The following is a 12,704-nucleotide window of genomic DNA, read 5'->3' as shown; positions in this document are numbered from 1 at the left end:
GTCTTCCCGGATGCCCAAGCGGAAGCTACATTGCCACAACCGAAAGCCTTTAGGTTTACGGATCGCGCCCCCCTCCCGCCGTTTTGCAGAAGGGCTTCCCCCGCATGTCCGCAACCACCGAGGCGAGAGCCGGCTCCGCTCCCGACCTTCGCCCGGGCACGCTCGGCACCGCCGACATCGCCTTCTTCGTCGTCTCCGCCGCCGCCCCGCTCACGGTGATGGCCGGCGTCGCCCCCATCGCCATCGTGCTCGGTGGCATCGGCGCCCCGGCCGGCTACCTGCTCGCCGGAGTCACCCTGGCGATCTTCGCCGTCGGCTTCACCACGATGAGCCGCAACGTCCGCAGCGGAGGCGCCTTCTACGCCTACATCACCCGGGGCCTGGGCAAACCCGTCGGCATGGGCGCCGCCCTGCTCGCGATGATCGGCTACAACGGGATGGAGATCGGCGTCTACGGGCTCCTGGGAACGGCCACCGCCGACACCGCGCACGCCCTGTGGGGCATCGACATCCCCTGGCTGCCCGTCTCGCTCGCGGGCCTGCTGCTCATCTGGTGGGGCGGCTTCCGCTCGATCGACTTCGGCGCCAAGGTCCTCGGCGTCCTGCTCCTCGCAGAAACCGGAATCCTCCTGCTGCTCGCCGCAGGCGTCCTGATCAAGGGCGGCGAGGGCGGCATCGGGCTGGACTCCTTCGCACCCGGCCACGTCCTGGTCCCCGGCACCGCCGCCGTCCTCGCCTTCGCCTTCTCGGCCTTCACCGGTTTCGAGTCCACCGTCATCTACCGCCGCGAGGCCCGCGACCCCGCCCGCACCATTGCCCGTGCCACCTACATCGCCGTCGCATTCCTCGGGATCTTCTACGCGTTCGTCGTCTGGACCGTGATCCAGGCATTCGGCGACGAAGCCGTCGTCGCCGCGGCCGCCGACGACCCCGGCGGACTGTTCTTCGCCGCCATCACCACCTACGTCGGCAGCTGGGCGGCGGACCTGATGCACGTGTTCATCGTGACCAGCATCCTGGCGTCGCTCCTCGCCTTCCACAACGCCATCAACCGCTACGGACTCGCGCTGTCCGAGGAAGGCGTCCTGCCCAAGGCGCTCGCGAAGGTGCACCCGCGCCACCGTTCCCCCTATGTCGCGGGCATCGCCCAGACGGTCCTCGGAGCCCTGGTCGTCCTCGGCTTCGCGGCCGCCGGAGCCGAGCCCTACACGCAACTGCTGCTGTGGGTGAACACCCCCGGCATGATCGGGCTCATGGCGCTGATGCTGCTCGCCGCCGTCGCCGTCCCGTGCTACTTCCGCCGCATCAGTCACCGCGAGGGCCGGATGCGCACCGTCGTCGCACCGGTGACCGCCGCCGTCCTGCTCGTCGTCGCCATCTGGCTCGTCGTCTCGAAGGTCGCCCTCTTCACCGGCGCCTCGCCGGTGGTCAACACCGTCCTCGTCACGCTCGTCCCCGCCGTCTTCCTCCTCGGCGTCGCGCTGGCCCTGTGGCTGCGTCGCAGCCGGCCCGAGGTGTACGCCGGATTCGCCACCGAACCGAACGAGTAGGGAACAACAGCCCGTGCCCACCGCAGACATCGTCCTCACCGCAGCAGGCGTCCGCACCCTCGACCCCGGCCGTCCGCACGCGACCGCCGTGGCCGTCAAGGACGGCACGATCGCCGCCGTCGGGGACGAGCACGACGTACGCCCGTGGCGCGGACCGGACAGCGTGAGCATCGACCTGCCCGGTGCCACCGTCGTCCCCGGCCTCACCGACAGCCACAGCCACCCCGTGTGGGGACTGCAGATGGCCACCGGCACCGACCTCTCCTGCGTACGCGACCTCGGCCAACTGCGCACCGCCCTGCGCGCCGCGGTTCCCACCGACGGATGGATCACCGCGTACGGTCTCGACCACAACGTTTTCGGCGGCAAGCCCGTCGACCGCGACCTGATCGAGGACGTCCTCGCCGGCGCGCCCGCCTTCATCCGGCTCTACGACGGCCACTCCGCCCTCGTCAGCGGCGCCGCACTGCGGGCCGCGGGCATCGAAGGCCCCCGGTCGTTCGAGCAGCGGGCCACCGTGGTGTGCGACAGCACGGGCCGTCCCACCGGGCACTTGATCGAGCACGCCGCCATGGACCTGGTGAGCGGACTCGTGCCCAAGCCGTCGGTCGCCGAGCGCCGGTCCCGGCTCGTCGAACTGCTCTCCGCGATGGCGGCGACCGGGCTGACCGGCGCCCATGTCATGGACCTCGGCGACGGCGACGTCCCCGAACTCCTCACCGCCGTCGAGGAGGAGGGCGACCTGCCGCTGCGCCTGCGCCTCGCTCCCTGGTGCATGCCCGGTGCGAGCGCCGCGGACCTGGACGAGCTGATCGCACTGCAGTCCCGCGCGGGACGCCGCTGGCGCGTCGACGGGGTCAAGTTCTTCATGGACGGCACGGTCGAGGGCGGCACCGCGTGGCTGGAGCACGCCGACTGCCACGGCCAGGGAACGGACGCCTTCTGGCCCGATCCGCAGGCGTACGCCGCGGCCGTCCACCGACTGCACGCCGCCGGTGTGCGCACCGCCACCCACGCCATCGGTGACGCCGCCGTGCGGCACGTGCTGGACACCGTGGAAGCGCTCGGCGCCGGCGCGCGGCTCAGGCACCGCATCGAACACATCGAGACCGTGCCCGAGGAGCAGATCCCCCGCTTCGCCCAGCTGGGCGTCATCGCCTCCATGCAGCCCCCGCACACCGCGTACACCCGGGCCGACCGCACCGATGAGTGGTCCCGGCGGCTCGGGGACGAACGGTCCGGCCGGGCCTGGCGCTGCCGGGACCTTCGGGACGCCGGCGCCTGGCTCGCGCTCGGCTCCGACTGGCCGATCGCGCACTACGACGCCCGCGAGGTGCTGGCGACCGCCCGCGCCCCGAAGGGCGCGGCGTCCTCCCGCGCCGGACTGACCGGCCTGATGGCCCTGGAGGGCTGCACCACCCACGCGGCCGTGGCCGGCGGTGAACAGGACGTGTCCGGCCGGATCACCCCCGGCCGCCGGGCGGATCTCACCGCCTTCGCCCTCGATCCCGTGGACGCCCCGGCGGACGAGGTCGCCGAGGCGCCGGTCCTGCTGACCATGACGGGAGGCCGCATCACCCACCGGTCGGCGGCATAGCCCGGCGGCGGGCCCGGCGAATACGCCGGGCCCGCAAGGGATTCCGGTCGGCGAGGCGATGCCCGCTGTTACGATTCCCCGGCGTGCGAGAGCCGCGACTGCCCCTGCGACGAGGGAGGTTGATGAATATGGCCTGCGAGGCCCGCCGTCAGCATGCCCTTGTCCGGGCCGCGCGCGCAGTGTGAGCGGCCCGGTCGTCAACACGACCAGGAGAGTCGCGTGTCTTCTTTCTCATCGGCCGGTACGGATCTGACCACCGACCGCCTCGTCCTGCGGACCTGGTCCGCGGGTGAACTCGCCGCCGTCCTCGGTGACACTCACCGCGCCCACTGGGCGGAGGACTTCCCCGCCGACGGCGACCGCGTCATCGCGGGCTTCGTCACCGGCAGCCCCGACGCCCTGCACGCGTACGGGCACCGGCTGGTCATCGAGCGGGACACCGGGCTGGTGGTCGGCTCCATCGGCCTGTTCTGGCCGCCCACCGACGGGGCCATCGAGATCGGGTACGGCATCGTGCCCTCCCGGCGGGGCCGGGGCTACGCCTCCGAAGCCACCCGCGCCCTCGCGGAGTTCGCCCTGACGGCACCGGGAGTCCACACCGTGCATGCCCGGGTGGAGCTCTCGAATCCGGCCTCGGTCCGTGTGCTGGAGAAGGCCGGGCTGCGGCGCTGGAGCAGCGACGCGGACACGGCCCGCTTCCGCATGACGGCAGCGGACCCGACCCCGCGGTGAACCGCCCGGGGCCGGTGGCGGGTGCGTCCCGCCGCCGGGCCCCGGTGCAGCGGCGAGGCGCCGCCTGCGCACCCCCACGACGGAACGGCCCTCCCGGCCGCTGCACGGGACGACAACTCGTCCGCCGCGCCGGGCAATTGTTCGACCACCTGTCGATTGTGGCGTGGGTCACTCCGGAGGAAGCTCTCACGCCATGGCAGACAACGGCACCCCTGAGGTGCAACGGCTCAAGGCGAACTCGGTCGGTCTCGTCGACTCGTCTTCATGGCGGTCGCCACGGCCGCACCCATGACGGCGATGACCGGCAACCTCCCCATCGCTGTCGGATTCGGCAACGGCACCGGCGCGCCCGCCGGTATCTCTTCGCGACACTCGTCCTGACCGTCTTCTCCGTCGGCTATGTCGCCATGGCGAAACGGATCACCGCGGCCGGCGCCTTCTACGGCTACATCTCCCACGGCCTGGGCCGGATCACGGGCATGGCCTCGGGCATGCTCGCCGTCCTCGCGTACATCGTCTTCGAGGCCTCGATCGGCGGCCCTTCTCGAACCGTACGCGGGCTGCCGCCACCACCGCGGCGACACCTTCTACCCGCCCGAGGAGTTCGCGGGCCTGCTGGCGAAGCTGGACGCCCGCGGCTTCCAGTGCTTCGTCCACGCCACCGGCGACCGGGGCGTTTGCACCGTGCTGGACGCTGTCGAGCACGCCCGCACGGTCAACGGCCCGCGAGACGCCCGCCATCAGATCGTCCACGTCGAATGCCTCGACCCCGACGACACTCCGCGCTTCGCCGGCCTGGGCGTGGTCGCGTGCATGCAGCCCCGTCACTGCGCACCCGAGGTCGCGGGGCCCGGCAAGGACTGGGCGGAGAACGTCGGCGCCGGCCGCTGGCACAAGGCGTGGCCCCTGCGCAGTCTGCACGAGGCAGGAGCCGTACTCGCCCTCTCCAGTGACTGGAACGTGGCAGAGATGGACCCGATGATCGGCGTCTACACCGCCGTCACCCGGCGCCCTCTGGACGGCGGCGAGCCCTGGATGCCGCAGGAGACGATCAGCGTGGCGGCCGCGGTCCACGGGTACACCATGGGCTCCGCGTACGCCAACTTCCTGGACTCGACCGCGGTTCGCTGACGATCGGCAAGGCCGCCGACTTCGTGGTTCTCTCCCGCGACATCCTGCGCTCGGCCCCGGAGGACATCCCCGGCACCGTCGCGGAGACCGTCGTGGTCGGCGGCCGGGTGGAATACGGCGGCTGACCGAAGACAGGCCGTCGTAGGGTGACGGGCGTGACGACACAGGACGACGCACACCAGGAAACGGTGCTCTACGGGTGCATGGGGCTCGGCGGGGGCTGGGACACCGAGCCCTATGGCGCGCAGGAGATCGCCCAGGCCGAGGCGGTGGTCGAGGCGGCGCTGGAGTGCGGCATGACCACCTTCGACCATGCCGACATCTACCGGCACGGCAAGGCCGAGGCGGTCTTCGGCGAGGTGCTCGCGAGGGCGCCCGGGCTGCGCGAGCGCATCGTCGTGCAGACCAAGTGCGGCATCCGGCTCGCGGACGGCGACCGGCCCGGCATCTACGACCTGCGGGGCCGGACGGTACGCCGCCGGGTCGAGGAGAGCCTGACGCGGCTGCGGACCGACGTCATCGACGTCCTGCTGCTGCACCGCCCGGACCCGCTGGCGGACCCGGACGACCTCGCCGAGGCGCTGACCGCACTGCACCGGCAGGGTCTGGTGCGCCGTTTCGGCGTGTCGAACATGGGGGCGGCCCAGATCGCGCAGCTGCAGGCCAGGCTCGACGTCCCGCTGGTCGCCAACCAGTTGGAGATGAGCCTCCACCGGCGCGACTGGCTCGAAGCCGGCGTGCTGGTGAACACCCCGGCGGCCGCGGCCAACGGCTTCCCGTTCGGGACCGTCGAGTTCTGCCGGGACAACGGGGTGCGGCTTCAGGCGTGGGGCGCCCTCGCACAGGGGCGCTACACGGGCCTGCAGGAGACGGCCGACGAGGAGGCGACCGCGCAACTGGTCGCCGCCATGGCGAAGGCGAAGGGCACGACGCCGGAGACCATCCTGTTGTGGTGGCTGCGGCGTCACCCCGCGCGGATCGCACCGGTCGTCGGCAGCGCGCGCCCCGAACGGATCCGCGCCTGCCGCGACGCCGTGCAGCAGGACCCGGAGCTGAGCCACGAGGAGTGGTACGAGCTCTGGCTCACCGCGCGCGGCGAACCGCTGCCCTGACCGGACACCGCTGCGCGGGCGGGGCCGCGCCGGGCGTCCCGGCACGGCCCCGCCCGCGTGTCGCGGACAGCTCAGCGGTCCTCGCGGAGCAGGTCGGCGCACTTCTCGCCGATCATCATCGTGGTGATGCACGGATTGACCGTGACGAGGTCCGGCATGACCGACCCGTCCGCCACCCGCAGCCCCTCCACGCCCTTCACGCGCAGCCGGGCGTCGAGGGGCGCCGCCGGATCGTCGTCCGCGCCCATCTTCACCGTGCAGGCCGGGTGGTACACGGTGTTGTGCGTCTTGTGGATGTAGTCGAGCAGTTCGTCGTCCGTGCGGACATCGGGCCCCGGCGCGAGCTCCGCTCCGGCCCAGCCGGCGAGCGCGGGCTGCGCGGCGATGCGGCGCGCGAGCTTCAGGCCGTAGGTCATCACCCGAACGTCGTGTTCGTGGGTGAAGTACCGCGGGTCGACCATCGGCTTGTCGCGGTAGTCGCGTGTCCGCAGCCGCACCGTGCCCCGCGACTTCGCGCGCGTCACGTTGGGCGTCAGGCAGAAGGCGTTCTCGGACGTCGGATAGCCGTGGCGGGCCGTGTTCATGTCGAAGGGAACCGAGCCGTAGTGGAACATCAGGTCCGGCCGGTCCAGGCCCGGCTCGGTGTCGTAGAAGATGCCCGCCTCCCACCACTGGCTGGAGGTCGTGGTCATCGGCTGCTTCGCCTCCCACATGATCACGCCCTCGGGGTGGTCCTGGAGGTTCTCGCCGACCCCGGCCGAGTCGACGAGCACGTCCACGCCCACGTCCCGCAGATGCGCCGCCGGGCCGATCCCGGAGAGCATCAGCAGCTTCGGGGTGTCGATCGAGCCGCAGGAGACGACCACCTCACGGCGGGCGCGGACCGTGCGGGTGTGGACCAGATCGGGGTCCAGGTACTCGGCGCCGGTACAGCGGCGGCCGTCGAACACCAGCTTCCTGGCGCGTACCCCGGTGCGTATCTCCAGGTTCGGCCGCTTGCCCATCACCGGGTGGAGATAGGCGACCGACGACGACTGGCGGATGTTGTTCTCGTCCGAGTTGATCTGGAACCAGTTGGCGCCCCGCACCACCGTCGTCCCGGTGTTGAACGCCGTCGTCGGTATGCCCTCCTGCGCGCACGCCTCCAGCACCGCCGCCCCGCACGGATCGCCGCCCTTGAGCGTGCGCAGCTTCACCGGGCCGGTGCGGCCGTGGTGGTCGCCCGGCGCGTCGTTGTTCTCCAGCCGGCGGTACAGCGGGAACAGGTCCGCCGCGCTCCAGCCCGTACACCCGGCCGCGGCCCAGTCGTCCAGGTCCTCCGCCGGCGCCCAGAACGCGATGCACGAGTTGTGCGACGAGCAGCCGCCGAGCACCTTGGCGCGGGCGTGCCGCATGAAGCTGTTGCCGCTCGCCTGCGGCTCGACCGGGTAGTCCCAGTCGTAGCCGGACTCCAGCAGGCCCATCCAGCGCTCCAGCCTCAGGACGTTGTCGTCCCCGACGTCGCTCGGCCCCGCCTCCAGGACGCACACCGTGACGGACGGGTCCTCGCTGAGCCGCGCGGCGACGACGTTCCCCGCGGTTCCGCCGCCGACGACGACGTAGTCGAACTCTTCGGTCATGAGGTGGTGACCTCCTTCAGTTGGGCGGGCTCCGGGGACGCGACGGCCGCGTGTTCGGCGAGTACGCCCGTACGGTGCCGCTGGACGAACCAGTAGTAGGCGAAGCCGCCCGCCGCGATCGCGCCGACGAACAGGACCGCGCCCCAGCGCAGGTACCAGTGGTAGGGGGCGGCGGCGTTGTAGACGGCGGACCGCGGCCAGATGAGGTTGAGGGTCATGGCCCCGCCCCACAGGACGGCGAGGATGTTGACGGGCAGTCCCCACCGGCCCAGCGAGAACCTGCCCTCGGCCGGCTGCCACCTGCCGCGCAGCCGCGCCACCAGCATCGGTCCGGTGACCAGCAGGTACGCCAGGTAGATCATGATGATGCCGATGCTGGTGACCACCGTGAAGATCTGCGGCTGGCGGATGTTGACCACGAGGATCGCCAGCGCCAGCACCCCGATGATGACGGTCGGCAGGACCGGCGTGCTGAACCGTGGACTGACCTTCGCCAGCCGGGACGAGGCCGGCAGGTTGTTGTCGCGGGCCATGGCGAACGCGAGCCGGACCGCGGCCGTGTGCACCGCGAGCGCGCACACCGTCACCGCGATCAGCACGCACCACAGCATCGCCTTGCCGGCCGTCGGCCCGAGCACGTCCAGCACGACGTACTGCAGCCCGTCCGTCGACAGCCTCTCGCCGCGCAGACTCGACACGCTCATCAGCGCCAGCAGCAGGATGAGTCCGCCGAGCACGAAGGAGGCGACGATGGCCCGGATGATGGCGCGCGGCGCGTTGCGCGACGGGTCCAGCGACTCCTCGCCGAGCGAGGCGGCCGTGTCGAAGCCGTACATGACGTAGGCGGAGGCGAGCGAGGCGATCAGGAACGCGCCGAGGTAGCCGAAGGACTGGCCGGAGCCGGTGCCCGCCGTGTCCGTGACGACCTGCGGTCCGCGCACGACGTTGACGGCGAGCAGCACGATCAGCACGACGGTGGCGATCAGTTCGATGAAGACACCGGCGGTGTTGATCCTCGCCATCAGCTTCACGCCGAAGGCGTTGACGACGGTGGTGAACAGGATCAGCACGGCCGCCAGCAGGACCGCGTTCGTGGCCACGTCGTACTTCCCGGTGCCGTCCCCGACGAACTGGAAGAACGACGAGATCTGCGGCAGCGTCAGCTGGTAGGCCAGGGCGACGGCCGCGATGGAGACGACGGAGGCGAGGAGCATCATCCAGCCGGCGAGCCAGCCGACGTGCGGATTGCCCAGCTTCTTCGACCAGTTGTAGATGCTCCCGGCGACCGGATAGCGGGCGGCCAGCTCGGCGAAGCAGAGCGCCACCATGAACTGGCCGGCGAAGACCATCGGCCAGGACCACCAGTAGGCGGCGCCGCCGGTGGCGTAGCCGAAGTAGAACAGCTGGAAGGTGCCGGTGAGGATGGAGATGTACGAGATGCCCGCGGCGAAGGTGTGGAAATTGCCGAGGGTGCGCTTGAGCTCGGGGCGGTAGCCGAATTCGGCGAGTTCGGCGTCGTCACCGGCCGGGACGGGGCCGGGTGGGGCAGAGGTCATGAGCAACTCCTGGACGAGTAGAGGAGAGTGTCAGTCGAACCAGCCCTGCGGCTCGGGAGAGGTGTTGCGCCAGATGTGCTTCGCCTCGCGGTACTCGGCGAGGCCGGCCGGACCCAGCTCACGTCCCGTGCCGGACTGCTTGAACCCGCCCCACTCGGCCTGCGGCACATAGGGGTGGTAGTCGTTGATCCACACGGTGCCGAGCCGCAGCCGGGACGCGATCCGCTGCGCCCTGCCCTCGTCGCCGGTCCACACGGCGCCCGCGAGGCCGTAGACGGTGTCGTTGGCGAGCCGCACGGCCTCGTCCTCGTCCCCGTCGCGGAACCGCTCCACCGTCAGGACCGGTCCGAAGGACTCCTCCCGCACGACCGACATGCCGGCGTGGCACGCGTCGAGAACGGTCGGCAGATAGTAGAAACCGCCGTCGTACGCGGGGCCCTCGGGCCGGGTACCCCCGCAGCGCAGCACCGCGCCCTCCGCGAGACCGGCCGCGACATACGCCTCGACCTTCGCGCGATGGGCCGCCGAGATCAGCGGACCCGTCCGCGCCTCTTCGTCGAAGGGACCGCCGAGCCGGATCAGCTGCGCCCTGCGCACGACCTCGTCGACGAACCGGTCGTGCAGCGAGTCCTCCACCAGCAGCCGCGCGCCTGCCGAACACACCTGGCCGGAGTGCAGGAACACCGCGGTCAGGGCCATGTCCACGGCCGTCTCGAAGTCGGCGTCCGCGAACACGACGTTGGGATTCTTGCCGCCCAGTTCGAGCGCGACCTTCTTCACCGTTCCCGCCGCGGCCGCCATCAGCCGGCGGCCCGTCTGCACGCCGCCGGTGAAGGACAGCAGGTCCACATCGGGGTGGTCGGCGAGCGGCGCGCCCGCCTCCGGGCCCGCGCCCAGCACCAGGTTGGCGACGCCGTCCGGCAGTCCGGCCTCCGCCAGCAGCCGCATCAGATGGATCGCGGTGTGCGGGGTGAGCTCGCTCGGCTTGAGGACGAAGGTGTTCCCGGCGGCGAGCGCGGGGGCGACTTTCCACGCCGTCTGGAGCAGCGGGTAGTTCCACGGCGTGATCAGCCCGCACACACCGACCGGCTCGTACACGATCCGGCTGTCGGCCCCGGCCGTGCCCGTGTCGATCACCCGGCCCGTCTCGGTGGCGGCGAGCCGCCCGAAGTACCGGAAGCACGCGACGATGTCGTCGATGTCGTACGCGCTCTCCACCAGGCGCTTGCCGGTGTCGAGGGACTCGGCGCGGGCCAGCGCGTCCTTGTCGCGGACCAGCAGATCGGCCACGCGCAGCAGCAGATCACCGCGCTCGGCCGCCGGCGTGTGCGGCCACGGACCCTCGTCGAACGCCCGGCGGGCCGCGGCGATCGCGTCCACCGTGTCCTTGCCGCCCGCCTCGTCGACCACGCCGACGAGGGAGCCGTCGGCGGGACAGCGGATCTCCCGGGTGTGCTTGTCGCGGGCGGCGGTCCACGCGCCGCCGATGAACAGATCAGGCACCGATGCCTCCAAGGTGCTCGGTCAGCCAGGAGTGGAAGATGGCGATGTGGTGCTCGGTGGGCACCAGGACACCACCGTGCCGGTAGGCGCGGGACGCCATCGCCGGCTGGGTGCGCTCGCACGCCTCGAAGTCCTGGGCGTTGACCCGGTGGAACAGCTCCACGGACTTCGACACGTCCGCCCCGGACTCCACCACCTCCGGCGCGTACAGCCAGTCGCACTCGACGACCGTGCGGTCCTCGGCGAGCGGGAACATCCGGTGCAGGATCACGTGGTCGGGCACGAGGTTGATGAAGACGGTGGGCTTGACGGTGATCGCGTAGTAGCGGCGGTCCTGGTCGTCCGCCACCTCGGGCAGCTTGGCGAAGCCCTCGCTGCCGTCGACGGTGAAGCCCTTGATCTCGTCACCGAACTCGGCGCCGTGGCCCACGTAGTACTGCGCCGCGTAGCCGTCCGCGAACTCCGGCAGAACCTCGGTGAGTTCGGGGTGGATCGTCGCGCAGTGGTAGCACTCCATGAAGTTCTCGACGATCAGCTTCCAGTTGGCCTTCACGTCGTAGGTGATGCGCCGGCCGAGCGCCAGGTCCTCGGTCCGGTAGCGCTCGATGGACGCGGTGTCGCCGAGGCGCTCCACGGCCGCGCCGATGACGGTCTCCTCGAAGGACGGCGGCTCGTCGGCCAGGCACACCCAGGCATAGCCCAGCCATTCCCGCAGCGCCACGGTCACCAGGCCGTATGCCGTGCGGTCGATGTCGGGCATCTTCACCAGGTTCGGCGCGGCGATCAGCTTGCCGTCGAGGTCGTAGGTCCAGGCGTGGTACGGGCACTGGAGCGAGCGCTTGACCTCGCCGGACTCCTCCGTGCAGAGCCGGGCGCCGCGGTGGCGGCAGATGTTGAGGAAGGCGCGCAGCTCGCCCTTGCGGTTGCGGCTGACGATGACGCTCTCGCGGCCCACCTGGACGGTGCGGAAGGCGCCGGGCTTGTCGAGGTCGGCGCTGCGCGCGGCGCAGAACCACATCGATTCGAACAGCCGCTCCTGCTCCTGCCGGAAGATCTCCGGGTCGGTGTAGAAGTGACCGGGCAGTGTGGCGATCAGGCTCGGGGAGAGGGAGGACTCGGGGGAGACGGGGGTTGTCGTCAGGGCGTGCTCCTCAGGCGGGCGCGGCGGACAGCCGGCGAGGGTTGAAAAGCTCGATTCCTTTGTTGCGCAACGCATGACGAGTTGCGTGATGGGGAACATCGTGGGGAGGTGGGGGAGGCGCCGTCAAGAGTCGTGAGTTAACGAGAGGCAAAACCCGGTGAGGCGACGGAACGCTCCGGACACACGACGACGCGGGGCCGGATGGCCCCGCGTCGAACAGTTAGTGGTGTTCCGTGCGCCCGTCGTGACCTCGCCGCGCGGCCCAGCCGCGCCGGCCGCCTGACCGCCTTCGAGCCGCCCCGACCTCCTTCGAGGCGCGTGACCGCGACCGACCCGAATGGGCACGCAGGCACCCGTCCGCGAGACACCACACGCGCGCCTGCGGATACGCGCGGGGATGACGGGGTAGAACGGTGCCGGGTGCTGAGGCACGGCGCCCGGAGCCGCTCGTTATGCGGGCTGTTCCTCAGATGGACAGAAGGACGGGTATGGCCAGCGGTACGGTGAAGTGGTTCAACGCGGAAAAGGGCTTCGGCTTCATCTCACAGGACGGCGGAGGCCCCGATGTCTTCGCCCACTACTCGAACATCTCGGGAACCGGTTACCGGGAGCTCCATGAGGGCGAAGTCGTGACCTTCGACGTCACGCAGGGGCAGAAGGGCCCGCAGGCGGAGAACATCGTCCGCAACTGATCCGCCTCGACGGCATGTGCGCCGGACCGCCGCCTTCTCGGTGGCGGTCCGGCGCGCGTTGCGGGCGGGAC

At 71.0% G+C, this 12,704-nt stretch carries 10 protein-coding genes and 2 pseudogenes; 8 read left to right on the top strand and 4 right to left on the bottom strand.

Annotated elements, in window-relative coordinates; genetic code table 11:
- Positions 1–104: 104 nt before the first annotated feature.
- The 7 genes and pseudogenes from QFZ82_RS04215 to QFZ82_RS04185 all read left to right on the top strand — a co-directional run bounded on the left by QFZ82_RS04215 (position 105) and on the right by QFZ82_RS04185 (position 6,122).
- Complete coding sequence (locus QFZ82_RS04215; RefSeq protein WP_307711826.1) at positions 105–1,550, top strand: APC family permease; 1,446 nt, start codon at positions 105–107, stop codon at positions 1,548–1,550.
- Positions 1,551–1,563: 13 nt separating this feature from the next.
- A complete protein-coding gene (locus tag QFZ82_RS04210) occupies positions 1,564–3,147 on the top strand; it encodes an amidohydrolase (RefSeq protein ID WP_307711825.1) in 1,584 nt (527 codons plus the stop codon).
- 219 nt (positions 3,148–3,366) lie between these two features.
- Entirely contained in the window at positions 3,367–3,879 is a 513-nt protein-coding gene (locus tag QFZ82_RS04205) for a GNAT family N-acetyltransferase (RefSeq protein WP_307711824.1), read from the top strand.
- A 193-nt stretch (positions 3,880–4,072) separates the two neighbouring features.
- Positions 4,073–4,418 (top strand): annotated as a pseudogene (locus QFZ82_RS04200) (amino acid permease); the annotation flags it as partial.
- Between the two features lie 49 nt (positions 4,419–4,467).
- Positions 4,468–5,010: pseudogene (locus QFZ82_RS04195) on the top strand (amidohydrolase family protein); the annotation flags it as partial.
- Positions 5,011–5,033: 23 nt separating this feature from the next.
- Positions 5,034–5,135: a hypothetical protein gene (locus QFZ82_RS04190; RefSeq protein WP_307711823.1), complete on the top strand. Its 102-nt coding sequence runs from the start codon at positions 5,034–5,036 to the stop codon at positions 5,133–5,135.
- A 78-nt stretch (positions 5,136–5,213) separates the two neighbouring features.
- Positions 5,214–6,122: an aldo/keto reductase family oxidoreductase gene (locus QFZ82_RS04185; protein ID WP_307717614.1), complete on the top strand. Its 909-nt coding sequence runs from the start codon at positions 5,214–5,216 to the stop codon at positions 6,120–6,122.
- A gap of 71 nt (positions 6,123–6,193) precedes the next feature.
- Here the strand turns inward: QFZ82_RS04185 and QFZ82_RS04180 are convergent, their stop codons facing one another.
- From QFZ82_RS04180 to QFZ82_RS04165, 4 genes are read right to left on the bottom strand one after another with little or no spacing between them, the layout of a single operon-like run.
- Positions 6,194–7,741 carry a GMC family oxidoreductase gene (locus tag QFZ82_RS04180; protein ID WP_307711822.1) on the bottom strand — a complete coding sequence of 516 codons (1,548 nt, stop codon included), beginning with the start codon at positions 7,739–7,741 and terminating at the stop codon, positions 6,194–6,196.
- Positions 7,738–9,297 carry an APC family permease gene (locus QFZ82_RS04175; RefSeq protein WP_307711821.1) on the bottom strand — a complete coding sequence of 520 codons (1,560 nt, stop codon included), beginning with the start codon at positions 9,295–9,297 and terminating at the stop codon, positions 7,738–7,740. The genes QFZ82_RS04180 and QFZ82_RS04175 overlap by 4 nt, the downstream gene beginning before the upstream one ends.
- 30 nt (positions 9,298–9,327) lie before the next feature.
- On the bottom strand, positions 9,328–10,800 hold the full coding sequence (locus tag QFZ82_RS04170; RefSeq protein ID WP_307711820.1) for an aldehyde dehydrogenase family protein: 1,473 nt from the start codon (positions 10,798–10,800) through the stop codon (positions 9,328–9,330).
- On the bottom strand, positions 10,793–11,941 hold the full coding sequence (locus QFZ82_RS04165) for an aromatic ring-hydroxylating dioxygenase subunit alpha (RefSeq protein ID WP_307717613.1): 1,149 nt from the start codon (positions 11,939–11,941) through the stop codon (positions 10,793–10,795). Before QFZ82_RS04165 ends, QFZ82_RS04170 begins: the two co-directional genes overlap by 8 nt.
- A 488-nt stretch (positions 11,942–12,429) precedes the next feature.
- On the opposite strand from QFZ82_RS04165, the gene QFZ82_RS04160 reads away from it, so the two are divergent.
- The gene (locus QFZ82_RS04160) at positions 12,430–12,633 is read left to right on the top strand and encodes a cold-shock protein (RefSeq protein WP_307711819.1); all 204 of its coding nucleotides are present in this window, start codon (positions 12,430–12,432) and stop codon (positions 12,631–12,633) included.
- The last annotated feature ends 71 nt before the right edge of the window (positions 12,634–12,704 follow it).

Source organism: Streptomyces sp. V4I23 (assembly GCF_030817975.1).
Lineage (GTDB): Bacteria > Actinomycetota > Actinomycetes > Streptomycetales > Streptomycetaceae > Streptomyces.
The sequence above is the reverse complement of the archived record's forward strand: the minus strand, read 5'-3'. Positions and strand labels throughout refer to the sequence as shown.

Coding starts and splice junctions, on each gene's coding strand:
- QFZ82_RS04215 (WP_307711826.1), top strand. CDS start 105: ATGTCCGCAACCACCGAGGCGAGAGCCGGCTCCGCTCCCGACCTTCGC.
- QFZ82_RS04185 (WP_307717614.1), top strand. CDS start 5,214: ATGGGGCTCGGCGGGGGCTGGGACACCGAGCCCTATGGCGCGCAGGAG.
- QFZ82_RS04180 (WP_307711822.1), bottom strand. CDS start 7,741: ATGACCGAAGAGTTCGACTACGTCGTCGTCGGCGGCGGAACCGCGGGG.
- QFZ82_RS04175 (WP_307711821.1), bottom strand. CDS start 9,297: ATGACCTCTGCCCCACCCGGCCCCGTCCCGGCCGGTGACGACGCCGAA.
- QFZ82_RS04160 (WP_307711819.1), top strand. CDS start 12,430: ATGGCCAGCGGTACGGTGAAGTGGTTCAACGCGGAAAAGGGCTTCGGC.